This is a genomic window from Streptomyces sindenensis (assembly GCF_014649035.1).
GTDB classification, from domain to species: Bacteria; Actinomycetota; Actinomycetes; order Streptomycetales; family Streptomycetaceae; genus Streptomyces; species Streptomyces sindenensis.
This window is the reverse complement of the sequence record NZ_BMSG01000025.1, coordinates 14169-38317: the sequence shown is the minus strand read 5'-3', so window position 1 is coordinate 38317 and position 24149 is coordinate 14169. Positions and strand designations below refer to the sequence as shown.

At 72.3% G+C, this 24149-nt stretch carries 21 protein-coding genes; 11 read left to right on the top strand and 10 right to left on the bottom strand.

Annotated elements, in window-relative coordinates:
- Nucleotides 1–422 precede the first annotated feature (422 nt).
- Together IE145_RS23950 and IE145_RS23945 are read left to right on the top strand one after the other, a co-directional pair.
- Nucleotides 423–1460 (top strand): ArsR/SmtB family transcription factor, encoded by a 1038-nt coding sequence (locus IE145_RS23950; protein ID WP_189527509.1) that lies wholly within the window; start codon nt 423–425, stop codon nt 1458–1460.
- 148 nt (nt 1461–1608) lie between these two features.
- Nucleotides 1609–2019, top strand: a complete 411-nt coding sequence (locus tag IE145_RS23945) for a VOC family protein (RefSeq protein WP_189527508.1) — start codon at nt 1609–1611, stop codon at nt 2017–2019.
- A 93-nt stretch (nt 2020–2112) separates the two neighbouring features.
- Here the strand turns inward: IE145_RS23945 and IE145_RS23940 are convergent, their stop codons facing one another.
- The 3 genes from IE145_RS23940 to nirB form a co-directional block, all read right to left on the bottom strand.
- Nucleotides 2113–3279, bottom strand: a complete 1167-nt coding sequence (locus IE145_RS23940; RefSeq protein ID WP_189527507.1) for an alkaline phosphatase PhoX — start codon at nt 3277–3279, stop codon at nt 2113–2115.
- A 154-nt stretch (nt 3280–3433) separates the two neighbouring features.
- Nucleotides 3434–3793 carry a nitrite reductase small subunit NirD gene (nirD, locus tag IE145_RS23935; protein ID WP_189527506.1) on the bottom strand — a complete coding sequence of 120 codons (360 nt, stop codon included), beginning with the start codon at nt 3791–3793 and terminating at the stop codon, nt 3434–3436.
- Nucleotides 3793–6420, bottom strand: coding sequence for a nitrite reductase large subunit NirB (gene nirB / locus IE145_RS23930; protein ID WP_189527505.1), 2628 nt, complete (start codon nt 6418–6420; stop codon nt 3793–3795). The genes nirD and nirB overlap by 1 nt, the downstream gene beginning before the upstream one ends.
- A gap of 167 nt (nt 6421–6587) precedes the next feature.
- Between nirB and IE145_RS23925 the strand changes: the two genes are divergently transcribed.
- Entirely contained in the window at nt 6588–7379 is a 792-nt protein-coding gene (locus IE145_RS23925; RefSeq protein ID WP_189527504.1) for a TSUP family transporter, read from the top strand.
- 19 nt (nt 7380–7398) lie between these two features.
- Here the strand turns inward: IE145_RS23925 and IE145_RS23920 are convergent, their stop codons facing one another.
- The 4 genes from IE145_RS23920 to IE145_RS23905 all read right to left on the bottom strand — a co-directional run bounded on the left by IE145_RS23920 (nt 7399) and on the right by IE145_RS23905 (nt 10412).
- Complete coding sequence (locus IE145_RS23920) at nt 7399–8031, bottom strand: class F sortase (RefSeq protein ID WP_189527503.1); 633 nt, start codon at nt 8029–8031, stop codon at nt 7399–7401.
- A gap of 131 nt (nt 8032–8162) precedes the next feature.
- Complete coding sequence (locus IE145_RS23915) at nt 8163–8708, bottom strand: GVDTG sorting domain-containing protein (protein ID WP_189527502.1); 546 nt, start codon at nt 8706–8708, stop codon at nt 8163–8165.
- 383 nt (nt 8709–9091) lie between these two features.
- Nucleotides 9092–9553, bottom strand: coding sequence for a DUF5990 family protein (locus IE145_RS23910; RefSeq protein WP_189527501.1), 462 nt, complete (start codon nt 9551–9553; stop codon nt 9092–9094).
- Nucleotides 9554–9608: 55 nt separating this feature from the next.
- On the bottom strand, nt 9609–10412 hold the full coding sequence (locus IE145_RS23905) for an aminotransferase class IV family protein (RefSeq protein WP_189527500.1): 804 nt from the start codon (nt 10410–10412) through the stop codon (nt 9609–9611).
- 79 nt (nt 10413–10491) lie between these two features.
- On the opposite strand from IE145_RS23905, the gene IE145_RS23900 reads away from it, so the two are divergent.
- The 3 genes from IE145_RS23900 (at nt 10492) to IE145_RS23890 (ending at nt 12009) form a co-directional block, all read left to right on the top strand.
- Nucleotides 10492–11100, top strand: coding sequence for an NADPH-dependent FMN reductase (locus IE145_RS23900; RefSeq protein WP_189527499.1), 609 nt, complete (start codon nt 10492–10494; stop codon nt 11098–11100).
- Between the two features lie 85 nt (nt 11101–11185).
- Nucleotides 11186–11527, top strand: a complete 342-nt coding sequence (gene cutA, locus IE145_RS23895; RefSeq protein ID WP_189527498.1) for a divalent-cation tolerance protein CutA — start codon at nt 11186–11188, stop codon at nt 11525–11527.
- Nucleotides 11528–11538: 11 nt separating this feature from the next.
- Nucleotides 11539–12009: a gamma-glutamylcyclotransferase family protein gene (locus tag IE145_RS23890; RefSeq protein ID WP_373296626.1), complete on the top strand. Its 471-nt coding sequence runs from the start codon at nt 11539–11541 to the stop codon at nt 12007–12009.
- Between the two features lie 119 nt (nt 12010–12128).
- On the opposite strand, the gene IE145_RS23885 is transcribed toward IE145_RS23890, so the two are convergent.
- Complete coding sequence (locus IE145_RS23885) at nt 12129–12866, bottom strand: SanA/YdcF family protein (RefSeq protein ID WP_373296625.1); 738 nt, start codon at nt 12864–12866, stop codon at nt 12129–12131.
- Nucleotides 12867–13124: 258 nt separating this feature from the next.
- On the opposite strand from IE145_RS23885, the gene IE145_RS23880 reads away from it, so the two are divergent.
- From IE145_RS23880 to IE145_RS23860, 5 genes are all read left to right on the top strand, one after another.
- Nucleotides 13125–14048: a sirohydrochlorin chelatase gene (locus tag IE145_RS23880; RefSeq protein ID WP_189527496.1), complete on the top strand. Its 924-nt coding sequence runs from the start codon at nt 13125–13127 to the stop codon at nt 14046–14048.
- A gap of 52 nt (nt 14049–14100) precedes the next feature.
- Nucleotides 14101–15450 carry a deoxyguanosinetriphosphate triphosphohydrolase gene (locus tag IE145_RS23875; protein WP_189527495.1) on the top strand — a complete coding sequence of 450 codons (1350 nt, stop codon included), beginning with the start codon at nt 14101–14103 and terminating at the stop codon, nt 15448–15450.
- 138 nt (nt 15451–15588) lie between these two features.
- Nucleotides 15589–16848: an NAD(P)/FAD-dependent oxidoreductase gene (locus tag IE145_RS23870; protein ID WP_189527494.1), complete on the top strand. Its 1260-nt coding sequence runs from the start codon at nt 15589–15591 to the stop codon at nt 16846–16848.
- A gap of 94 nt (nt 16849–16942) precedes the next feature.
- On the top strand, nt 16943–18874 hold the full coding sequence (dnaG, locus tag IE145_RS23865) for a DNA primase (RefSeq protein ID WP_189527493.1): 1932 nt from the start codon (nt 16943–16945) through the stop codon (nt 18872–18874).
- Between the two features lie 205 nt (nt 18875–19079).
- Nucleotides 19080–20171: an RNA polymerase sigma factor gene (locus tag IE145_RS23860; RefSeq protein ID WP_189527492.1), complete on the top strand. Its 1092-nt coding sequence runs from the start codon at nt 19080–19082 to the stop codon at nt 20169–20171.
- A 15-nt stretch (nt 20172–20186) separates the two neighbouring features.
- On the opposite strand, the gene IE145_RS23855 is transcribed toward IE145_RS23860, so the two are convergent.
- Together IE145_RS23855 and IE145_RS23850 are read right to left on the bottom strand one after the other, a co-directional pair.
- A complete protein-coding gene (locus IE145_RS23855) occupies nt 20187–22115 on the bottom strand; it encodes an ABC transporter ATP-binding protein (RefSeq protein ID WP_189527568.1) in 1929 nt (642 codons plus the stop codon).
- Nucleotides 22115–23848, bottom strand: a complete 1734-nt coding sequence (locus IE145_RS23850; protein WP_189527491.1) for an ABC transporter ATP-binding protein — start codon at nt 23846–23848, stop codon at nt 22115–22117. The genes IE145_RS23855 and IE145_RS23850 overlap by 1 nt, the downstream gene beginning before the upstream one ends.
- Nucleotides 23849–24149 lie beyond the last annotated feature (301 nt).

Below are 24149 nucleotides of genomic sequence, written 5' to 3'. Positions count from 1 at the left end.
CTTGCGTGCACGGAAATGACCGGCCGTGCGGACAAGGCGTCAGAAGCGCGCATCGAATGACGCGCGAAGAATGTGGCGCAGAGCACATTGCTTTGTTTAATGCGCAAAGAAATTCGGGTGACGGTCGGGGTGCCGGACCGGGGTGCGGTCCATGGATCCCCACCCATGGACCGCACCCGGCTTACCCCCGTCGGGTACGGAGCCGCACCGTCGCCCACCGCCGCCGAACACACAAAGCCCCCCACGGCCTTCACGTGCTCATCCGGTGGGCACCGGATGCGTACCCGACGTCGTACAGCCTTATCGGTGAAGCGGAACGGGGCGACACCTTTCACTTCTGGCCGAAACCCCGTGGTGACCTCCTGTGACGGTCCGCATACCCTTCGGTGGGGGCAATTGCGGATGCAACAGGTGGGGGAGCAGTGCTAAGGATCCATATGTCCAGGCTGGACCTTTCGCGGGTGCGGATGGCCACGAGACCGGACGCCTTGTGGGAAACCATTCTGAGTTTTCACCGGCTCAGGGACCGGCGCGCCTCGACGGTGTTCGGGAAATGGCGTACGGAATCCCGGGCGCGGTTGAATGGTGAAGCGCAGCTGCTGGCGGCGGTCGTTCCGCCCCGCGGCTATTTCCCGGATTTTCTGACGCCCTCTCAGGAAGGCGCCGAACCCTTCGGGCTCGACGTCGGAATGGAGGCCCTGCGCGACACTCCCGCCGACCGGGTCCACGCGGAACTGGAGCTGCTGGCCGCAGCCCGGACGCGGCAGCGGACAGACCGGCCGGTCGGTCAGCGGCCCGCCGGAGCGGGAAAGGCGGGCGCGGCGCTGCCCGCCGCGCTCATGGAGGGCCGCGCCGAACCGCTCACCCGGCTCATCGGAGCACTCCGCAGCTACCACCAGGCGGCCGTCGAGCCCTACTGGCCGCACATCAGGGCCAGCGTCGAGGCGGACCGGGCTGTGCGCGGCAGGGCCCTGCTGGACGGCGGCACGGACGAGCTGCTGGCCACCCTGCCGCCGACGATCCGGTGGCGCTCACCCGTGCTGGAGGCGGACTACCCGGTCGACCGCGATCTGCATCTGGACGGGCGCGGACTGCTGCTCCAGCCGTCCTTCTTCTGCCGGGGCACGCCCGTCGTCTACCGGGACCCGTCGCTGCCTCCGGTCCTCGTCTACCCGGTGACCAACCCCGGCGCCCCGGTCTTCGCCGAGCCGGGCCCCTGGCTCGGCCGGCTCGTCGGGCACACCCGCTCGGCCGTCCTCTCCTCCATAGGGACGGGCTGCACCACCAGCGAACTCGCCCGCAGGGCCGGGGTGTCGCTGGCCTCCGCGAGCCAGCACGCCTCCGTGCTGCGCGAGGCGGGCCTGGTCCTGACGCTGCGCCACGGCAGCTCGGTCCTCCACACCCTGACCCCGCTCGGCGGCTCCCTGCTGCGCGGAGGCGCCCCGCTGACCCTCCACTAGGTCCTGGGGACCCCCGCCGCCCCGTCGCCGCCCCGGAGAGATTCGTCCGCCGAACGGCGATGAGTTCCGCACGGCCCCGCCGTCTACCCATCGAAAGCGCCGGACGGAGCACCGCGGGCGCCACGGGAGAGAAGAAGAGGGAACGACCATGGCTCAGATGATCTTCGTGAACCTGCCGGTGAAGCACCTGGAGACGACGGTGGGCTTCTTCGGGAAGCTCGGCTTCACGACCAACCCGGCTTTCACCGACGACAAGACCGCGTGCCTGGTGATCAGCGACACGATCTTCGCGATGCTGATGACGGAGGAGCGCTTCAAGGAGTTCACCAAGAAGGACGTGGTCGACGCCTCGACGGCGACCGAGGTCATCCTCGCCCTGAGCGCCGACAGCCGCGAGAAGGTCGACGAGATCGTCGACGCGGCGCTGGCCTCCGGCGGGTCCCCGGCGGGCGAGACGCAGGACATGGGCTTCATGTACGGCCGCTCGTTCCAGGACCCCGACCACCACATCTGGGAGGTCGTGTGGATGGACCCGGCCGCCGCCGAGGGCCAGGCCTGAGCCGGCCGACCGCAACGGCGTGCGCCGGGGGCACGGGGGAGCCCCGGCGCACGCGGGCGTCCGAGTCCGCCCCCGCCCTTGCCCCCTTCCGCGTCAGCTGCGGAACGGCCCCTTGACCTCGTACGTGATGCCGCCGGAGGAGCTTCCGCTCGTCCCGCGCTGCGAGGAGAAGTAGAGCCGGCTGCCGTCCGGCGAGAACGCGGGCCCGGTGATCTCCGAACCGGACTGCCCGGTGATCCGCAGGAACGGGGCCACCGTGTCGTCCGGCGTGATCAGGCAGATCTCCATGTTCCCGCCGTCCTCCGCGATGTAGAGGTCGCCGGACCCGGACCGGGTGACGTTGTCCACCCCGGTCAGCGGGGCGGAGCCGCCCGTCACCAGGGAGTCGTCGTAGGCCAGCGAGATCGACGAGGTGGTCGCGTCGTACGCCCACACCCGGTTGTCGCCCTTGGTGGTGAACCAGCAGGTGCCCGCCGCGTAGAAGCAGCCCTCGCCGCCGTTGAACACCTTCGCCCCGGACACCTGGTGCCGCGTCTGGGTGGAGGAGGCGGCCGGGTCCGGTACGTTCGCCCAGCTCACCGGGCCGGAGGTGCCCGTGCCCGCCACCAGCACCTGAAGCGTGCCGCTCGACAGATCCCCCCAGGTCGTGGGCCGGAAGCGGTAGAAGCGGCCGTCGCTCTCGTCCTCGGTCAGATAGATGTAGCCGTGGTCCGGGTCCGCGGCCGCCGCCTCGTGCTTGAAGCGGCCCATCGCCGGACGCCGCACCGCCGCGTCCACGCCCCACGGGTCGGTCTCGTAGACGTACCCCCGGGTGACCTCCTCGCAGGACAGCCAGGTCTTCCAGGGGGTGGCGCCGCCCGCGCAGTTGTTGTTCGTGTTGCCCAGGATGCGGTACGCGGCCGTCACCGTCCCCGAGGAGTTGAACCGCACCGCGCTCGCCCCGCCCCCGCTGCTCGGGGAGACCTCGGCGTTGGAGACATAGATCCAGCCCGCGCCGTCGGCGTACGTGGCGCCGCCGTCGGGCGCGCTGTGCCAGCGGTAGGAGGTGCCGGGCACGGTCTGCCCGGAACGGGCGATCACGCGGCTGGTGAAGCCGCCCGGCAGCCGGATCCCGTCCCCGTTGGCCGCCTGGAGCGCGCCGTACGGGCCGGGGGCCGGCTGGGCCGGGTCGGCGAAGGCGGCACCCCGCCACAGGGTGCCGCCGAAGGCGGCCGCCGAGCCGCCGATCACCGCGGTGCGCAAGAAGTTCCGACGTTCCACGATCACTCCACGCATGAGTGTGGCCCGCCGCCCCGGACAGGCCGGCGGGTCGCGCGTCAGGACTGTAGGAGGCGGCAATTGACGGGGCGTCACGCGAAGGTGAACGGGCGGCGGAGGAACTGCGCAGGCCCCCGCCCCGCCCGCGGACCGGCTGTCAGTCCGCCCGTACGGCGAACACCGGCACCGACACCTCCTCGTCGTCCAGGCACGCCCCCGTCGCCAGGTCGAAGCGCTGCTTCAGCAGCGGTGAGGCCACGAACGGCCGCCCGCCCGCCGAGCCGAGCAGCCCGCGCGAGAGGACGTACGCCCCGGTGAACGGGTCCCGGTTGCCGATCGCGTACACCTGGCCCGCCCGGTCCATGAAGACGGCCGCCTGGTCCCCGTCGGGCAGCAGCACCGCCACCCCCCGGCCGGGGATCAGCAGTCCCCGTTCGCAGACCGTCAGCCAGTCCTTGCCGTGGGCGAGCCGGACGGATCCGGTGCCCCGCGCTGTCGTGATCGTCGCGGTTGCCATCAGGATGCGGTCCCTTCGAGGGTGCGGACGGCGAGGACGGGTCCGGCCAGCAGGTCCAGATCCGGCTTGATCTGGTCCCTCTCCGGAATGAACCTCACCGAGGGGTCGGGGGCGTCGGGGGCGTTGACGAAGGTGACGAACCGGCGCAGCCGCTCCGGGTCGTTGATGGTCTCGGCCCACTCGTCGCGGTAGCCCGCGACATGGTCGGCCATGAGCCGCTCCAGCTCCTCGCAGAGCCCCAGCGAATCGTGGACGACCACGTCCCGGACGTGGTCGAGGCCGCCGTCGATCCGCTCCAGCCAGGCGGAGGTGCGCTCAAGACGGTCGGCGGTACGGATGTAGAACATCAGGAACCGGTCGATGAGCCGCACCAGTTCGGCGTCGGAGAGGTCCTGGGCCAGCAGGTCCGCGTGGCGCGGGGTGGCCCCGCCGTTGCCGCCGACGTACAGATTCCAGCCCTGGGCGGTGGCGATGATCCCGAAGTCCTTGCCCCGGGCCTCCGCGCACTCGCGGGCGCAGCCGGAGACCGCCGACTTCAGCTTGTGCGGCGAGCGCAGGCCCCGGTAGCGCAGCTCCAGGTCGATCGCCATCTTCACCGAGTCCTGCACGCCGTAGCGGCACCAGGTCTGCCCCACACAGGACTTGACCGTGCGCAGGGACTTCCCGTACGCGTGCCCGGACTCGAAGCCCGCGTCCACCAGCCGGGTCCAGATCAGCGGCAGTTGGTCGACCCGGGCGCCGAAGAGGTCGATGCGCTGGCCGCCGGTGATCTTCGTGTAGAGGCCGAAGTCGCGGGCGACCTCGCCGATGACGATGAGCTTCTCCGGGGTGATCTCACCGCCCGGGATGCGCGGCACGATCGAGTACGACCCGTTGCGCTGGAGGTTGGCGAGGAAGTGGTCGTTGGTGTCCTGGAGCGCCGCCTGCTCGCCGTCCAGCACATAGCCGCTCGCGCCGACCGTGGGCGCCAGCGAGGCGATGACCGAGCCGACCGTCGGCTTGCAGACCTCGCAGCCGTCGCCGCCCCGCGCCTCCTCCCGGCCGTGCGAGTCGAGCAGTCCGGCGAACGAGGTGACCTCCAGGGTGCGGACGATCTCGTACAGCTCGCTGCGGCTGTACGGGAAGCAGCCGCACAGCCCCGAGTCCTCGGGCGGCGGCATCAGCTGCCCGATCACCTTGAGGCAACTGCCGCACCCCGTACCGGCCTTGGTGCACTTCTTCACCTCGGGCAGCGTGGTGTGCTCGCAGATCGCGCCCTTGGTCACGTTGTGGCAGGAGCAGATCACCGCCTCGTCGGGCAGCGCGCCGGGGCCGAGCGACACCGGGCCGCCGCCGGACCCGGCCGGCAGCACCAACTGCTCCGGGGCGACGGGCAGCACCGAGCCCGTCAGCGGCCGCAGCGTGCCGTACTGCTCCGCGTCCCCGACCAGCACCCCGCCCAGCAGGGTCCCGTCCGGGCCCATCACCAGCTTCTTGTAGACCCCGGCGCGGGCGTCGGAGTACACGACGTCGAGCGAGCCCTCGGCCGCCCCGTGCGCGTCGCCGAACGAGGCCACGTCCACCCCGAGCAGCTTCAGCTTCGTCGACAGGTCCGCCCCCGTGAACGCGGACCGCCCGCCCGCGATCACCTCGGCCGCCGTCCGGGCCATGTCGTAGCCCGGCGCGACCAGCCCGTACACCCGGCCGTCGGCGGCCAGCGCGCACTCGCCGATCGCGAACACCGCCGGGTCCGACGTCCGGCACTCCTCGTCCACGACGATCCCGCCGCGCTCGCCGACCGCGAGGCCGCACTCCCGGGCCAGCTGGTCCCGGGGCCGTACGCCCGCGGAGAAGACGACCAGATCGACGGCGAGCGAGGATCCGTCGGAGAGGGACATCCCGGTCACCGCCCCGTCCTCGGCCGCGGTCACCTCCTGTGTGCCGACACCCGTGTGGACGGTCAGGCCCATGTCCTGGATCGTCCGCAGCAGCGCCGCACCCCCGCCCTCGTCCACCTGGACCGGCATCAGCCGGGGCGCGAACTCCACGACGTGGGTGGCCAGCCCGAGCCCCTTCAGCGCCCCGGCCGCCTCCAGACCCAGCAGCCCCCCGCCGACCACGGCACCGGTCGCCGCGCCCTTCGCGTACTCCTCGATCGCGAGCAGGTCCTCGATCGTCCGGTACACGAAGCAGCCCCGGGCGTCCTTCCCCGGCACCGGCGGCACGAACGGGTACGAGCCCGTCGCCAGCACCAGCGTGTCGTACGGGAACACCGCCCCGGACCGCGCGGTCACCGTCCGCCCCGCCCGGTCCACGGCCGTGGCCGGGTCGCCCACGTACAGCTCGATGCCGTGCCGGGCCATGAAGTCCGGCTCCACCAGCGAGAGGTCCTCGGGGCTCTGCCCGGCGAAGTACGAGGTGAGCCGCACCCGGTCGTAGGCGGGCCGGGGCTCCTCGCACAGCACGACGACCCGGGCGCCGCCGGCCGCCGGGGTCAGCCCGCGCTCGGCAAGGGACTCCAGGAACCGCTGGCCGACCATGCCGTGCCCCACGACCACGATCGTCGGGACGGCGGTGTGCGCCTGGGTGTTCGGGGTGGTGTTCGAGGCGGCGGCGGTGGTGCGCGGCTCGAAGGTGGGCTCCGGCATCTCAGTGGCCTCCGTCGGTTGTCCTTGTGCCCCGAGCCTGATCGGGCGGTGTTACCCGGCCGCATCCCGTCTGTTTCCCGGGCGGAACCTTGCGCTCAGCGGCCGGGCGGGGGCCCTGTGAGGGACCGGGTGAGGAGGCGGACGCGACAGGCGTCTAATGTCGGCTCGTGCCTGACATATCCCTGACGACCCTGATCCTCCTCTGCCTCGCCGCGGCCGCCGCGGGCTGGATCGACGCGGTGGTCGGCGGCGGCGGACTGCTGCTCCTGCCCGCGCTGCTGCTCGGCCTGCCGCACGTACCGGCGGCGCAGGTCCTCGGCACCAACAAGGCCGTCGCGATCGTCGGCACCTCGGGTGCGGCGGTGACCTTCCTGCGCAAGGCTCCGGTACGGGTGGGTCTTGCGGTGCGGATCGGCCTGATGGCACTCGCCGGGTCGATGACGGGGGCGTTCTTCGCCGCCGGGATCAGCAGCGAGGTGCTCCGCCCGGTGATCATGGTCGTGCTGCTGGGGGTGGCGGCCTTCGTGCTGCTGCGCCCGTCCTTCGGCACGGCCGCGGCGGGCGACGGCACGGACCGGCCGGTGGCCCGGGGCCGGATCATCATGGCGATCGTGCTGGTCGGCGGTGGGATCGGCTTCTACGACGGACTGTTCGGGCCGGGCACCGGCACCTTCCTGGTACTGGCCCTGACCGCCGTGCTCCACCTCGACCTGGTGACCGCGTCGGCCACCGCGAAGATCGTCAACGTGTGCACCAACGCGGGGGCGCTCGCGATGTTCGCGTACCAGGGCAGTGTGCTGTGGCAGCTCGCCGCCGTGATGGCGGTCTTCAACCTGGCGGGCGGGATGATCGGGGCGAGGATGGCGCTGAGCCGGGGGAGCGGCTTCGTCCGGGCGGTGCTGCTGACGGTGGTGTTCTCGCTGGTCGCCAAGCTCGGCTTCGACCAGTGGAACGCGTGAGCGATCCCGGGCCGGGCGGTCAGCGCACGTCCGTGAGGTGCGCGTACGCCACCACATTGCCCTGGTAGCCGGTCTCCTCGGAGAAGCCGCCGCCGCAGGTGATCAGCCGGAGCGCGGCGTGCGGCGCGTCGCCGTAGACGCGCTGGTCGGGGAAGTCGTCGTTGTCGTAGACCTCGATGGCGTCGATCGAGAACACGGCCGTGCGCCCGTCCCTGCGGTCCACTTCGACCCGGGTCCCCTTGGTCAGGGCGCCCAGGGCGTAGAAGACGGACGGGCCCTCGGCGTTGTCCACGTGCCCCGCGACGATCGCGGTGCCCTTCACGCCGGGCGGGACGCCGTCCTCGTACCAGCCCGCGAGGTTGCGGTCCTCGTCCGGCGGTACGTCGAGGCTGCCGTCGGCGGCCAGCCCCAGCGGCGTCATCGGCGCGTCCACCTCGATGACCGGGATGCGGATACGGACCGGGTCGGAGGGGTTCAGCGGTTCGGCGACCGGGGAGCCGGGCTGGAGCTGGGGCCCGGCGGCGAAGGCCTGGGCGCTGGAGGGCTGCGGCGGGATCAGCTGGCCGCCGGGCCCGTTCTGGATGAGCCAGATGCCGCACAGTACGGCGATGCCCACCAGCCAGCCCTTGGCCTTCTGCGCGCTCGGTGACACGGCGTCGTCCTCGGTCGGTGGTCCGGGGCGGGCGGGACGCGCTCGGGGACGCGCCCCGCCCGGTCAGGGGGGAAGCGGCGGTGCGGCTTCCTGTGGCGCCGGCGGAAGGGGATTTCGGCGGCGCCCTCGGATCAGCTTCCTTCGGCGCCCTCGGAGCGGCGGCGCAGCAGCCACAGTCCGCCGACAGCGGCCAGGCCGATCACGCCGACACCGAGGGCGACCTGCGTGGAGTTCGGTTCGACGCTGCCGCCGACCCCGGTCCGCACATGGCCGGACGGACGGTCGTGGATGGGCTTCTCGTGCTTGCCGCCGCCGATCACCTTGAGGTCGCCGGCCGCGTCCTTGCCGTTGTCGCAGGAGACGACGATCTCGTAGACACCCGGCCGGGTGTCGTGCGGCACGGTGAACTGGCCGACCAGGAGGCCCTTGTGGGTGCCGGGGCGCATCTCGAAGTCCCCGGCGTCCAGCTCGTTCGCGTCGCCGATGCCCGAGCCCTTCTTGCCGCAGGCGGTGGTGTTGACGGTGATGGTGGCGCCGGGGGGCGCGGTCGCCGGGGTGATCTCCAGACGGCCGAAGTCACCCGCGTACGCGGACGGAGCGGCGGCGGTGAGACCGAACGCGATGACGGTGAACGCGGCACCGACGGTGCCGGTCACGAGGCGGGCAGGACTGCGCATGGGGATCCTCCGGGCAGACGGCGCGAGCGGGTGTGTCCTGCCCCGAGCCAACGGGGGAGCGGCCCGCCACGCCTTCTGACGTGGGGTCAGCTTTCACCCGTACGGACCGGCGCGGCACCCTTGCCGGAGTGGATCGCCGCAGGTCGCGGCGGTGTGGCTGGGCCGTTCGGTCCGTGCTGCCGCGCCGGGTGCCGATCGGGTGAGACGCCCGTCTGAAGTGTGATGCACATCACATGCGTGGCCTCGTGGACCCCGGGCACACGCAAGACACCCCCCACGGGACGGATTCCCGCCCCCCACGGCACCCGCCCCCACCGGTCCACTCCCCCCTGGACCGGTGGGGGCGGTGTCGGCTCCGCCTCCGGCCGGCCGTCACCCGCGGGTCACGCCCCGCCCGTGGCGCTCCAGGTGATCTGCGGCGGACGCACCCGGGCGCACAGCGGCTGCCCCTTGGCGTCGGTGAGCCCGAGCCGCCCGGTGAGATGCCCGGAGCGCGCGGCGGCGGCGAGCACATCCGGGTCGATGTCGCTGAACATCAGCTTCGCGCGCCGGAACATCGTGAAGACCCCGGCCTCGTCCACCGTGCCCCACGACAGATAGACGAACCGCCCGCCCAGCCGGTTCTGGATGTACGGCCCCGACACCACGACCCCGTCCTCCGCCACGGTGGCCTCGCAGTCGAGCACCCACGACGCGGAGGGGGCGTCGCCGGGGTGCGGGTCGAGCAGCTCGCCCGGCCGGTCCTTGCGCTGGACGCCGACATGGATGTTCTCGTGGCCGGGAAAGTCGCTGTCCGGGCCGCAGGCGCGGCCGGGAAGGGCCGAGGCCTCGATATGGATCTGCATCCCCCCATGGTCCGGCACGGCCGGGGCCGCCCACCCCCCTGCGGTACGGGGAGCGTCACACGGTGTCCTCCGGAGCGCTGTCGTACACCGCGCCCAGGTCCTTCATCAACTCCTCGTCCACCGCGAACACGGTGTCGTCGATCCGCCGCACCGGTGCGATGCCCTGCGAGTTGCAGACGAAGGCGGCGGAGAAGCGGCCCACCCCGTCCGGCCCGTCCAGCGTGACCGGACGGCGGACCGAGGGCCGTCCGGCCCGCTCCAGGCCCTGTTCCAGCAGGGCCATCGTGACGCCGGTCAACGCCGGGGCGTCGGGCCACACCACCGAGGCCCCGTCCCGGAAACCGATGTTGGTGACCGCCCCCTCGGTCACCACGCCGCCCGGCGCGGTCAGCAGCGCGTCGTCGAACCCCGCCCGCCCCGCCAGCACCCCGTAGTACGTCTGCCCGAACTCACCGGGCCGCTTGATGTGCGGGGCGGTGCGCGCGTACGGCACCGACATCAGACTCCGCGCCCCGGACGGCATGACGGCGGGCTCCCGGACGGTCACCATCAACGTCGTACGCGTCGCCCCGGGCGGCTGATAGGCGTTCACCCGCACCGAGGCGTCCCGCCGCCCCGCCCCGTCCAGGGCGTGCCGGATCAGCCCCCGCACCCGGTCGCCGTCCACCGGCAGACCGAACAGCTCCCGGTTCGCGGCGTCCAGCCGCGCGAGGTGCAGGCCCAGACCCCGCGCCCGGCCGTCCCGCACCTGGAGTGCGGTGAAGTGGCCGAAGCCGTACAGGGCGGGGATCCGCAGGGTCTCCTCGGTGGCCGGACGGCCGTCGAACTCGATGTGGGGCGCGGGCGGCTGCGTCGTCATGCGGCCACCGTATGCGGCGCGCCCGCCCGCCCGGGCGGGGCTTGACCTCAACCATGGTTGAGGCTGAAAGGTCGTCCCCATGGACACCACAGCCGCATCCACCCAGCCCACCACCCCCCTCAAGGTCGCCGTCATCCTCGGCAGCAACCGCGACGGCCGGTTCGGACCCGTCATCGCCGACTGGTTCCTGGCCCGCGCGGCCGAACACCCCGGCATCGGGACCGATCTGATCGACGTCGCCGAGGCCGGCCTGCCCACCGTGATCACCTTCAGCCCCGGACCGGAGGAGGCGGCGCGCCTCGCGGCGGTCTCCGAACGGCTCGCGGCGGCCGACGCCTTCGTCGTCCTCACCCCCGAGTACAACCACTCGTTCCCCGCACCGCTGAAGACCCTCATCGACTGGCACAGCGCCGAATGGCAGGCCAAGCCCGTCGCCTTCGTGTCGTACGGCGGCATCTCCGGCGGGCTCCGCGCCGTCGAACAGCTCCGGCAGGTCTTCGCCGAGCTGCACACCGTCACGGTCCGCGACACCGTGTCCTTCCACAACGCCGGCGCCCTCTTCGACGACGAGGGGCGCCACCGGGACCCGGGCCCCGCCGACGCGGCCGCGAAGGTCCTGCTGGACCAGCTGGTGTGGTGGGGCACCGCCCTGCGCGACGCCAGAAACGCCCGTCCGTACGGCGCCTGACGCCCGGGGGGCCGACAATCACATCGAAGGCCCACGGGCAGAACGCCCGCCGTAGTCCGCATTCCGCATCCCGAGGAGACCGACGATGACAGCGCCGCCGGCATGGCTGACCGTCCTGACCACGACCGACAGCGAGGCCAAGGCCCACGCCCTGGCCCGGTCGGCGGTGGAGGCCAGGCTGGCGGCCTGCGCGCAGATCTCCGCCCCCGTCACCTCCGTCTACCGGTGGCAGAACGCCATCGAGTCGGCACAGGAGTGGCAGGTGCTCCTCAAGACCACGGCGGAGCGCTACGACGAGCTGGAGGAGCACATCCAGCGGGAGCACGACTACGACACGCCGGAGATCATCGCCCTGCCGGTGATCCGGGGCAGCGCCCGCTACCTCGGCTGGGTGACGGCGGAGACGGCTCCTCCGGCAGCCCTGTGACGGCGGAGGTCATGACCACCCCCGACCCGGGCGGCGGCGGCGCCGACGCCGAACTGCCCTTCTTCGTGTACGGGACCCTCCTGCCGGGCGAACCCAACCACGACCTCTTCCTCCGGGGCCGTACGACGGGGGAGCGCCCGGCCGTGCTGCCCCGGGCCCTGCTCTACGACGGCCCCGGCTACCCGTACGCCGTCGAGGGCCACGGCCGCGTCCACGGCACCCTGCTCGTCGCCGCGCCCGGGGTCTACGGGGAACTGCTCGGGCTGCTGGACCACCTGGAGGAGTTCCTCGGCCCCGGCCACCCGCGCAACCTGTACGAACGCGTCGTCCGCGAGGTCGAGCCGACGGGCTCCGGCGACGGGCACCCCGTACGGGCCTGGGTCTACCTCGCCGCCACCGCCGTGACCCGCTCGCTGCGGACCGGCGGGGTGCTCATCCCCGGGGGACGGTGGATCACCGGACGCACACCGGACGCCTCCTAGGCCCTGTCGTCCGTCGCCCGTCGTCCGTCTGCCGTGCGACGCCCGGCACGCACGCTCGGGATCCGCAGGGTGCACCCGCCCGGAGCACGGCCGCACCGCGCCCCGGGCGGGCCGGCCCGTCAGCGCGCCCCGGCCGCCAGCGCCTCCGCCACGCCCGGCTCCTCGGGTCCCAGGAAGCGCGGGTCGGGCTGGAACACGGCGTCCAGGGCCGCCTTGCCGGATGCGGCCAGCTCCCGGACACCGCCGTAGTACCAGACGGAATCCCGTGGTTCGTCGACCCCGACGCCGTACGCGTCGATCCCGGCGGACCGGCACAACGTGACCGCCCGGTGGATGTGGAAGCCCTGGCTCACCAGCACCGCCCGGTCGACCCCGAAGATCTTCTTGGCCCGGACACAGGAGTCCCAGGAGTCGAATCCGGCGTAGTCGCTCACGATCCGCTCGTCGGGCACCCCGCGCCCGGTGAGATACGTGCGCATCGCGTCCGGCTCGTCGTACTCCACCCGGCTGTTGTCCCCGGTGACGAGGACGACCCTGACCTTCCCGGTGCGGTACAGCTCCGCCGCCGTGTCCAGCCGGTGCGCCAGATACGGGGTCGGCCTGCCGTTCCACAGCCCGGCCCCGAACACCACGGCGACCTCCCGCACCGGAGCCTCGGCCACCGTGCCCACCCGGTCACCGGCCTCCAGCCGCATCCAGGTCGCGGGCACGAGCGCCAGCACACAGGCGACCATCAGCCCCTGCACCAGCCGCCGTTGCCCCCGCCGGGTACGCGGCAGCCGCAGCCGGGCCGGCCACCGGACCTCCTTCAGCCGCCGCCCGAGCCGCTTCCCTCTCTCCCCGCTCTTCCCACGCACCGCAACCCCCACTCGTCCCCACTCGTCCCCGCGTCGTCCGTCCGCCGGCCGCGCCGCACGCGTAACCGCGCCCCACCCCACCTGACGACCGGGACACCGCAAAGGTTCGCCCGCCGCCCCGGTTGTGGCGTCCGACACCGGCCGCACACCGCCCCTCCGGGGCCCCGCACACCGCCCCCGCCCCCGCCGTGAGGCGGCGGAAAACACCGGTGACCCCCACGCAACGGCCCGGCAACCTCCGCCCGGCACCATCGGTCCATGACGGAGCCGGCCCCGGAACACCCCCAGCAGCCACCCCCGCCGACCGACAGCACCGCGCACCGACTCGCCCGCGTCACCGACCACCTCGGCGCACAGCTCAGCCTCGCCTCCCCGAACGGAACCCCCAGACCCATGCACCGCACCCGGTACCCCGACCGCCCCGCGGCGGACAACGGCGCGCCCGCCCCGGCCCTGGTCGCCGTGGCGCACGGCAGCCGCGACCCGCAGGCCCTGCGCACCGTGCTGGCCCTCCTGGACCGGATCCGCGACCTGCGCCCCGGCCTGGACGTCCGGCTCGGCCACATCGAGCTGAACGCGCCGCTGCTCCCGGACACCCTGGACAGCCTGAGCGGGGCCGAAGCCGTCCTCGTACCACTGCTCCTGGGGCGCGGCCACCACGTCAAGCGCGACCTGCCCGCCGCGACCGCCGCCGCCCCCGCCGTACGGACCCGGATCGCCGCGCCCCTCGGGCCGCACCCGCTGCTCGTCGAGGCGCTGTACGGGCGGCTCGTGGAGGCCGGCTGGGACGCCGCCGACCACGGCGACCGCCACACCGCCGTCGTCCTCGCCGCCGCCGGGTCCCGCGACCCCGACTCCGCCCAGGACACCCGGCGTACCGCCCGCCTGCTCGCCGAACGGCTCGGCGTGCCCGTCGTCCCCGCGTACGCCTCGGCCAACACGCCCACCGTCCCGGCCGCCCTGCGCGCACTCGCCGCCCGAGGACGCCACCGCGCCTTCCTCGCCTCGTACTTCACCGCCCCCGGCCGCTTCGCCGGCGCCTGCGCCGACGCCGTACCGCACCGTGCCGCCGCGCCGCTCGGCGCCCACCCGGCGATGGCCCGGCTCGTCCTGCACCGCTACGACCAGGCACGCGCCGCGCTCGCCCCCGCCGACGCCATGAGCTCGCTCGCTTCCGCCTGACATCCCCGTCCGCTCACGCCCGTTGTCCGTCCCGGTCGCTACTGTCGGGAGCATGGACGGCACACAGGGCGCACACGGGACAGAACCGGCACTCGGCACACGGGGCGCACAGAGGACGACGGAGACCAGCCCCTACGGGCCCGCCGACACCGAGCGCTTCGACACCGAGGAGGACAAGCGGCCCGGCCGCACCGCCTTCCAGCGCGACCGCGCCCGGGTCCTGCACTCCGCCGCCCTGCGACGGCTCGCCGGGAAGACCCAGGTCGTCACCCCCGGCACCCGCTCCCACCAGTGGGACGCCAGCCCCCGCACCCGGCTCACCCACTCCCTGGAGTGCGCCCAGGTCGGCCGCGAGCTGGGGGCCGTCCTCGGCTGCGACCCCGACCTGGTCGAGACGGCGTGCCTGGCCCACGACCTGGGCCACCCGCCGTTCGGCCACAACGGCGAACAGGCGATCGACGACTTCGCCTCCGACTGCGGCGGCTTCGAGGGCAACGCCCAGTCCCTGCGCCTGCTCACCCGCCTGGAACCCAAGCGCTTCGTCCGCGACCCGCGCACCGGCGACCTGGTCAGCGTCGGCCTCAACCTCACCCGGGCCGCGCTGGACGCCGCCACCAAGTACCCCTGGCCGCGCGGCGCGCACCCCACCGACCCGCACTCGGCGAAGTTCGGGGTGTACGCCGACGACCTCCCGGTCTTCGCCTGGGCCCGCGAGGGCGCCCCCGAGGACCGCACCTGCTTCGAGGCCCAGGTCATGGACTGGTCCGACGACGTCGCGTACAGCGTGCACGACTTCGAGGACGGGCTGCACGCCGGCCACATCGACCCCAACTGCCTCTACGCCGAACCGGAGCGCGACGAGATCTGGGCGGTCGCCATCGGCCGCTACGTCCCCGCCGACACCGATCCGCAGGAGCTGGCCGAGGCCCTGGACCGGCTGATCGACCAGGACTGGTGGCCGCACGGCTACGACGGCTCCGCCGTGGCCCAGGCCCGCCTGAAGGACGCCACCAGCCAGCTCATCGGCCGGTTCTGCACCGAGGCCGAGACCGCCACCCGCGCGGTGTACGGCCCCGGCCGCCTCGGCCGGTACGGCGCCGAGCTGGTCGTCCCGCGCGCCGTCCGCAACGAGTGCGCCGTCCTCAAGGCGGTCGCCGACCGCTACGTGATGCAGCGCGCCGAACAGGAGACCCTCCGCGCCGACCAGCGCATCGTCATCGCCGAGCTGGCCGCCGCCCTCACCGCCCGCGCCCCCGAGGGCCTGGAGCCGCACTTCCGCGCCCTGTTCGACCGGGCCCCCGACGACCACGCCCGCAAGCGGGTCCTGATCGACCAGATCGCCGCCCTCACCGACGCCTCCGCACGATCCCTGCACGCCGCACTCACCGCCCGTCGCGGCTGACCGGCAGACTGGAAGGGGCCGGATCTCTGACCACCGGGTGTGACCTGTCCGGGGCACACCCTCTTTCGCCATCACGCTGCGTGCGGGACGCTCGCAGCTGTGGGGGCGCCGCGCAGCACAGCACTGAGGAGGCATCACGTGGTCGACGCACACCAGACGTTCGTCATCGTCGGAGCGGGACTCGCAGGGGCGAAGGCGGCCGAGACACTGCGTGCCGAAGGGTTCACCGGCCGGGTGATCCTCATCGGCGACGAGCGCGACCACCCCTACGAACGCCCCCCGCTCTCCAAGGGATACCTGGACGGCAAGGCCGACCGGGACAGCGTCTTCACCCATGAACGCCCCTGGTACGCGGGCGCCGACGTGGAACTGCACCTCGGACAGCCGGTCACCGCGCTCGACCGGTACGCGAAGACCGTGCGGCTCGGCGACAACACCGTCATCCACTACGACAAGCTGCTGCTGGCCACCGGCTCCGAACCGCGCCGCCTCGACATCCCCGGCACCGACCTGGCCGGCGTCCACCATCTGCGCCGCCTCGCCCACGCCGACCGGCTGCGCAACGTGCTCGCCGCCCTTGGCCGCGACAACGGCCACCTGGTCATCGCCGGAGCCGGCTGGATCGGCCTGGAGGTCGCCGCCGCCGCCCGCGGCTACGGCGCCGAGGTGACCGTCGTCGAGCCCGAGCCCACCCCGCTGCACCAGGTCATCGGCCCCGAGCTGGGCCAGATCTTCACCGAACTGCACAGCTCGCACGGTGTCCGCTTCCACTTCGGCGCCCGCCTCACCGAGATCACCGGCCAGGACGGCATGGTCCTCACCGCCCGCACCGACGACGGCGAGGAGCACCCCGCCCACGACGTCCTGGCCGCGATCGGCGCCGCCCCGCGCTCCGCCCTCGCCGAGGCCGCGGGGCTGGAGATGGCCGAGCGCGCCCGCGGCGGCGGCATCGCGGTGGACGCCTCGCTGCGCACCTCCGACCCGCACATCTACGCCGCCGGGGACGTCGCCGCGGCCCACCACCCGCTGCTCGGCACCCGGCTGCGCGTCGAGCACTGGGCCAACGCCCTGAACGGCGGCCCGGCCGCCGCCCGCGCCATGCTCGGCCAGGACGTGACGTACGACCGGATCCCGTACTTCTTCTCCGACCAGTACGACCTGGGCCTCGAATACTCCGGCTGGGCCCCGCCCGGCTCCTACGACGAGGTGATCATCCGGGGCGACGCCGGGAAGCGGGAGTTCATCGCGTTCTGGCTCAAGGACCGCCGGATCCTCGCCGGGATGAACGTCAACGTGTGGGATGTCACCGAGACGATCCAGGAGCTGATCCGGGCCCGCCAGCAGCACGATGCGGACGCCCTCGCCGACCCGTCGGTCCCGCTGGACTCCCTGCTCTGAGACGTGACGCCGGGGTGCGGGCGGTCAGAGCCCGCACCCCGGTCCGAAGCCCGCCGCGCGCCCGGCTGTCCGACGCCACCCGTAGACTTCATGCGTGGCAGGCAGGATCAATGACGACGACGTGAAGGCGGTACGGGACGCGGTCCCGATCGACGCCGTCGTGTCCGAGTACCTCCAGCTGCGCAACGCGGGCGGCGGAAATCTCAAGGGCCTCTGCCCCTTCCACGACGAGAAGTCCCCCTCCTTCCAGGTCAGCCCCTCCAAGGGCCTGTTCCACTGCTTCGGCTGCCAGGAGGGCGGCGACACGATCGCCTTCGTGATGAAGATCGACCACCTCTCCTTCTCGGAGACGGTCGAGCGCCTCGCCGCCAAGGCGGGCATCACCCTGCGGTACGAGGAGGGCGGCTACAACCCCTCCCACCAGCGCGGCGAACGCATCCGGCTGATCGAGGCCCACCAGGCCGCCGCCGAGTTCTACGTGCGCGCGCTGGAGAGCCCCGAGGCCGAGATCGGCCGGAAGTTCCTCGCCGAGCGCGGCTTCGACCAGGAGGCCGCCACCCACTTCCGGGTCGGCTACAGCCCGGCCGGCTGGGACCATCTCACCCGCTATCTCCGCGGCAAGGGCTTCAGCGACAAGGAGCTGATCACCTCCGGCCTCTCCCAGGACGGCCGGCGCGGCCCCATCGACCGCTTCCGCGGCCGGCTCATGTGGCCGATCAGCGACACCGCGGGCGACATCGTCGGCTTCGGCGCCCGCAAGCTCCGCGACGACGACAACGGCCCGAAGTACCTGAACACCCCCGAGACCCCGATCTACAAGAAGTCCCAGGTGCTGTACGGCATCGACCTGGCCAAGAAGGACATCGCCAAGGCCAGCCGCGCCGTCGTCGTCGAGGGCTACACCGACGTCATGGCCTGCCACCTCGCCGGGGTCACCACCGCCATCGCCACCTGCGGCACCGCCTTCGGCAACGACCACATCAAGATCCTGCGCCGCCTCCTCATGGACAACGGCAGCGCCCGCGTGATCTTCACCTTCGACGGCGACTCGGCCGGCCAGAAGGCCGCCCTGCGCGCCTTCGAGGACGACCAGAAGTTCGCCGCCGAGACCTACATCGCCATCGCCCCGGACGGCATGGACCCCTGCGACCTGCGGCTCGTCAAGGGCGACGACGCCGTGCGCGACCTGGTCGAGCCGCGCACCCCGCTCTTCGAGTTCGCCCTGCGCCAGATCGTCGGCCGCTACGACCTGGAGACCCCGGCCGGCCGGGCCGCCGCCCTGGACGAGGCCGCCGCCGTCGTCGCCAAGATCAAGACGAGCAGCGTGCAGCGGGAGGTCGCCGTCCAGCTCGCCGGTCTCGTCGGCATCCTCGACCAGGAGTTCGTCGTCCACCGCGTCGCCCAGCTCGCCCGCTGGGCCCGTGACAAGGGCGGTGACCAGGGCGACCGCGGCGGCCGGGGCGGCCCCCAGGGCCGGGGCCCGCGCGGCGGCGCCCCGCAGCAGACCGCCCCCGCCCCGGCGCCCGCCTTCTCCGGCCCCGCGCTCAACCTCCGCAGCCCCGCCCACCGCACCGAGCGCGAACTGCTCAAGCTCGCCCTCCAGAAGCCCGCCCTGGTCTCCCCGGCCTTCGACGCGTACGGCGTGGACGAGTTCACCGCCCCGCCCTACGCCGCCGTGCGCCGCTGCATCGAGGAGGCGGGCGGCGCCGAGCAGGGCATCGCCGACGACCGGGCGTATCTGGGCGCGGTCCTGGACGCCGCCCCCGACAACACCGTCCGCAACCTCGTCACCGAGCTGGCCGTCGAGGTCTTCCACGGCCGCACCATCGACGAGACCTACGCGGGCATGCACCTCGTCCACGTCCGGCTGCGCGCGGTCGACCGCCGCATCGCCGACGTACAGAGCAGCCTCGCCCGCCTCGGCAACCACGTCGCCCCCCAGGACCTGGCCGCCGCGCAGAACGAGGTCTGGGTGCTCCAGCAGTACGCCCAGACGCTGCGCGCCCACGGTGCCGCCGCGCTCTGAGGCCCCCCTCCCCGGCCGGGCCGGTAACCGCCCGGTGACGGACCGGAATCAGAAAGTCCCCGCACGCCCCTCGTGACAGCCGTGTGTCGTACCCCACACTGGGGAATGTCTGAGTCATCGGAGCACGCCGGTCCGCAGGGGAACACCCGGGCCCGGACAGGCCTCCGCCCCGTCATCCGGCAGCGATCACCTGGAGGTCGCCCCCGTGCAGACCCGGACCGTGACGACCACGACCGCGCCCATGGCGGCCATCCCCGCGCAGAACAGGGCCCTGCGCCACCCGGAGACCGCAGCCGGCCCGCCCGGACACGCACCCGAGGCAGTCATGGTGGAAGCGACGCACCTCCCCGAACCCCCGGACCCCAGGAACCGGGCGGACACCGGTGGCCCCACCTCCGACCTGTTCCGGCAGTATCTGCGCGAGATCGGCCGCATCCCGCTGCTCACCGCCGCCGAGGAGGTCGAGCTGGCCCGCCGCGTCGAGGCCGGACTCTTCGCGGAGGAGCGGCTCGCGGGCACCCCGGACCTGGACTCCCGGCTCGCGGGCGACCTGGACCGGCTCGTCGTCATGGGCCGCACCGCCAAACGCCGCCTCATCGAGGCCAACCTCCGCCTCGTCGTCTCCGTCGCCAAGCGGTATGTGGGCCGCGGGCTGACCATGCTCGACCTCGTCCAGGAGGGCAATCTCGGCCTGATCCGGGCCGTGGAGAAGTTCGACTACGCCCGGGGCTACAAGTTCTCCACGTACGCCACCTGGTGGATCCGCCAGGCCATGTCCCGCGCCCTCGCCGACCAGGCCCGCACCATCCGCGTCCCCGTCCACGTCGTGGAGCTGATCAACCGCGTGGTGCGCGTCCAGCGCCACCTCCTCCAGGAGCGCGGCGTCGAGCCGACCGCCGAGGACATCGCCGTCGAACTGGACCTGACCCCCGAGCGGGTCACCGAAGTCCTCCGCCTGGCCCAGGAACCGGTCTCCCTGCACGCCCCCGTCGGCGAGGAGGACGACGTCTCCTTCGGCGACCTCATCGAGGACGGCGACGCCGCCTCACCCGTCGAGTCCGCCGCCTTCCTGCTGCTGCGCCAGCACCTGGAGGCGGTGCTCTCCACCCTCGGCGAACGCGAACGCAAGGTGGTGCAACTGCGCTACGGCCTGGACGACGGGCGGCCCCGCACCCTGGAGGAGATAGGACGCATCTTCGGCGTGACACGCGAACGTATCCGCCAGATCGAGTCCAAGACCCTCAGCAGGCTGCGGGACCACGCCTTCGCCGACCAACTCCGCGGCTACCTCGACTGATCCGCAGGGAACGCCTCAGTCCACCTCGGCCAGCGCCTGGGCGAACTGGGCGGCGTACAGCCGGGCATAGGCCCCACCGGCCGCCAACAGCTCCTCGTGCGTGCCCTGTTCGACGATCGACCCGTTCTCCATCACCAGGATCACGTCCGCGTCCCGGATCGTGGAGAGCCGGTGCGCGATCACGAACGACGTACGCCCGTGGGCCAGCCGCGCCATCGCCTTCTGGATCAGCACCTCGGTCCGGGTGTCCACCGAGCTGGTCGCCTCGTCGAGGACCAGGATCACCGGGTCGGACAGGAACGCCCGCGCGATGGTGATCAGCTGCTTCTCGCCCGCGCTGACCCCGGTCCCCTCGTCGTCGATCACCGAGTCGTACCCGTCGGGCAGCGTCCGGATGAACCGGTCCGCGTGCGCCGCCCGGGCCGCCTCCTCGATCTCCTCCCGGGTGACCTCGCGCGAAGCGCCGTACGCGATGTTCTCCGCGATCGTCCCGCCGAACAGCCAGGTGTCCTGGAGCACCATCCCGATCGAGGACCGCAGATCGTCCCGGGACATCTTCGCCACGTCGACCCCGTCGAGCGCGATCCGCCCGCCGGTCACCTCGTAGAACCGCATCAGCAGATTGACCAGGGTCGTCTTGCCCGCCCCCGTCGGACCGACGATCGCCACGGTCTGCCCCGGCTCCACGCTCAGCGACAGATCCTCGATCAGCGGCTTCTCCGGCTCGTAGCGGAAGGCCACCTTCTCCAGCGAGACCCGGCCCTCCAACCGCTCCGGGCGCGCTCCGTGCTCCGGATCCGCGTCCTGCTCCTCGGCGTCCAGCAGCTCGAAGACCCGCTCCGCCGAAGCGATGCCGGACTGCACCAGGTTGGCCATCGAGGCGACCTGCGTCAGCGGCATCGAGAACTGCCGCGAGTACTGGATGAACGCCTGCACGTCACCGATCGACAGCGCACCCGAGGCGACCCGGAGCCCCCCGACCACCGCGACCAGCACGTAGTTGATGTTCGAGATGAAGAACATCAGCGGCTGCATGAGCCCGCTGGCGAACTGGGCCTTGAAGCCCGCCTCGTAGAGCGCGTCGTTCTGCTCGGCGAAGTCCCGCGCGGACTCCTCCTGCCGGCCGAAAACCTTCACCAGGGTGTGCCCGGTGTACATCTCCTCGATATGGGCGTTGAGCTTCCCCGTCACCTGCCACTGCCGCACGAACTGCGGCTGCGACCGCTTGCCGACCTGCGTCGCCACGACCACCGACAGCGGAACCGTCACCAGCGCGACCAGCGCCAGCAGCGGCGAGATCCAGAACATCACGACCAGCACGCCGACGATCGTCAGCAGGGAGTTGATGAGCTGGCCCATCGTCTGCTGGAGGGTCTGCGAGATGTTGTCGATGTCGTTCGTCGCCCGGCTCAGCACCTCACCGCGCTTGGCCCGGTCGAAGTACGACAGCGGCAGCCGCGCCAGTTTCGTCTGGAGGTCCTCGCGCAACTGGAACACGATCCGGTTGATCACCCGGATCGACACCCGCGTCGCCACGAGCATCAGCAGCCCGGCCCCGACGTAGACCACCAGCGCCATCAGCAGGACGTTCCCCACCGCGCCGAAATCGATGCCCTCACCCGGGGTGAAGTCCACGCCCGACAGCATGTCGGCCATCGACCCCCGGCCGTCCTCCCGCAGCCCCTCGATCGCCTGCGCCTTCGTCGTGCCCCCGGCCATCTCCCGCCCGACCACACCGGCGAAGACCAGGTCGGTCGCCTTCCCCAGGATCTTCGGCCCGGCCACCGACAGCGCGACGCTCAGCGCCACCGCGCCCAGCATCAGCCACAGTGAGGCCTTCTCCCGGCCGAACCGCTTCAGCAGCCGCTTGCTCGACCCCTTGAAATCCATCGACCGGTCGGTGGGCGCGCCCCCGGCCATCATCCGTCCGCCCGGACCGGCCATCACGCGGCCTCCGCTTCCGTCAGCTGGGAGAGCACGATCTCCCGGTACGTTTCATTGCCGTCCATCAGCTCGTGATGGGTGCCGGTGCCCACGAGCCGGCCCTCGTCCAGCACCAGGATCCGGTCCGCGTCACGGATGGTGGACACCCGCTGCGCCACGATCACCACGGTCGCCCCGGCCGTCTCCCGGCCGAGCGCCGCCCGCAGCGCGGCGTCGGTCGCGTAGTCCAGCGCCGAGAACGAGTCGTCGAAGAGATAGATCTCCGGCCGCCGCACCAGCGTCCGCGCGATCGCGAGCCGCTGCCGCTGACCGCCGGACACATTGGTGCCGCCCTGCGCGATCGGCGCGTCGAGCCCGTGCTCCAGCGCCTCGACGAACTCCTTGGCCTGCGCCACCTCCAGCGCGTGCCACAGCTCCTCGTCGGTGGCGTCCGGATTCCCGTACCGCAGGTTCGTCGCGACCGTCCCCGAGAAGAGGTACGGCTTCTGCGGCACCAGGGACACCGTCCTCGCCAGCAGCGCCGGATCCAGCGTCCGCACGTCCTCGCCGTCGACCAGCACCTCGCCGTCCGTCACATCGAAAAGCCGGGACACGAGCCCGAGCAGCGTGGACTTCCCGCTGCCGGTGGACCCGATGACCGCGGTGGTCTCCCCGGGCCGGGCCACCAGGTCGACGTTCCGCAGCACCGGCTCCTCCGCCCCCGGATACCGGAACTCCGCGCCCCGCACCTCCAGATGCCCGTGCCGGCCCAATTCCAGGACCGGGGCGACGGGCGGCACGACACTCGATGCGGTCCCGAGGACCTCCTCGATGCGCTCGGCGCACACCTCGGCGCGCGGCACCATCATGAACATGAAGGTGGCCATCATCACGGCCATCACGATCTGCATCAGGTAGGCGAGGAACGCGGTCAGCGCACCGATCTGCATCCCGCCGCTGTCGATGCGGTGCGCGCCGAACCACACCACCGCGATCGACGACAGGTTCACCACCGTCATGACGGTCGGGAACATCAGCGCCATCAGCCGCCCGGTCGCCACCGACACATCGGTCAGCTCGGTGTTCGCGCCCCGGAAGCGCTTCTCCTCGTACCCGTCCCGGACGAACGCCCGGATCACCCGGTTGCCGGTGATCTGCTCGCGCAGCACCCGGTTCACCCCGTCCAGCCGCTCCTGCATGGTGCGGAACAGCGGCCCCATCTTCCGCACGATGAGCCCGACCGAGACCCCGAGCACCGGCACGACCGCCAGCAGCACCGCGGAGAGCGGCACATCCAGGCCGAGCGCCATGATGATCCCGCCGACGCACATGATCGGGGCCGACACCATCAGCGTGAACGCCAGCAGCACCAGCATCTGGACCTGCTGGACGTCGTTGGTGGTCCGGGTGATCAGCGAGGGCGCCCCGAAGCGCCCCAGCTCCCGGGCCGAGAAGGACTGCACCCGGTCGAAGACGGCGGCCCGCACGTCCCGCCCGAGGGCGGAGGCGGTACGGGCCCCGTAGAAGACGGCCCCCACATTGCAGAGCACCTGGAGAACGCTGACGGCGATCATGAGACCGCCGAACTCCAGGATGTATCCGGTGTCACCCGTGACGACACCGTTGTCAATGATGTCGGCGTTCAGGCTGGGCAGATACAGGGTGGCGCAGGTCTGGAGCAGCTGGAGGAGGACCAGCAGCACGATGGGTTTCTTGTACGGGCCCAGATGGGCCCGCAGGAGTTTTATGAGCACGCGCGTCTCTCGGAATCGGCGGCAGGCAGAGGCCGACCCAGTTTCGCGTACGCCGTACTCCGGGGGCGAACCGTTTTCCCCAAGCCCGGGTCAAACCTGGAGCGCGGGGGAGGCCCCCGCGCTCGGGCTCACAGCCGGGCGCGAACGGGGGCTTAGGTCCTGGCGTCGAACTGCCGTCTGCCGCGCGACGCCCGGCACGCACGCTCGCGGCGTTGCCCAAATGCCCTGGTAGCTCCGCTACAAGACCATTCAGGCGCCTTGCGATCGCACGCACCGGACGCCGCGCGGCCGCCCTCCGGGC

Bases quoted from the DNA above. Each gene is read 5' to 3' on its own strand.
- IE145_RS23875 (WP_189527495.1), top strand. From the start codon at position 14,101: ATGGACGGCACACAGGGCGCACACGGGACAGAACCGGCACTCGGCACA.
- cutA (WP_189527498.1), top strand. From the start codon at position 11,186: ATGACAGCGCCGCCGGCATGGCTGACCGTCCTGACCACGACCGACAGC.
- IE145_RS23890 (WP_373296626.1), top strand. From the start codon at position 11,539: ATGACCACCCCCGACCCGGGCGGCGGCGGCGCCGACGCCGAACTGCCC.
- nirD (WP_189527506.1), bottom strand. From the start codon at position 3,793: ATGGCAACCGCGACGATCACGACAGCGCGGGGCACCGGATCCGTCCGG.
- IE145_RS23900 (WP_189527499.1), top strand. From the start codon at position 10,492: ATGGACACCACAGCCGCATCCACCCAGCCCACCACCCCCCTCAAGGTC.
- IE145_RS23910 (WP_189527501.1), bottom strand. From the start codon at position 9,553: ATGCAGATCCATATCGAGGCCTCGGCCCTTCCCGGCCGCGCCTGCGGC.
- IE145_RS23855 (WP_189527568.1), bottom strand. From the start codon at position 22,115: ATGGCCGGTCCGGGCGGACGGATGATGGCCGGGGGCGCGCCCACCGAC.
- IE145_RS23945 (WP_189527508.1), top strand. From the start codon at position 1,609: ATGGCTCAGATGATCTTCGTGAACCTGCCGGTGAAGCACCTGGAGACG.
- nirB (WP_189527505.1), bottom strand. From the start codon at position 6,420: ATGCCGGAGCCCACCTTCGAGCCGCGCACCACCGCCGCCGCCTCGAAC.
- IE145_RS23880 (WP_189527496.1), top strand. From the start codon at position 13,125: ATGACGGAGCCGGCCCCGGAACACCCCCAGCAGCCACCCCCGCCGACC.
- IE145_RS23905 (WP_189527500.1), bottom strand. From the start codon at position 10,412: ATGACGACGCAGCCGCCCGCGCCCCACATCGAGTTCGACGGCCGTCCG.
- IE145_RS23915 (WP_189527502.1), bottom strand. From the start codon at position 8,708: ATGCGCAGTCCTGCCCGCCTCGTGACCGGCACCGTCGGTGCCGCGTTC.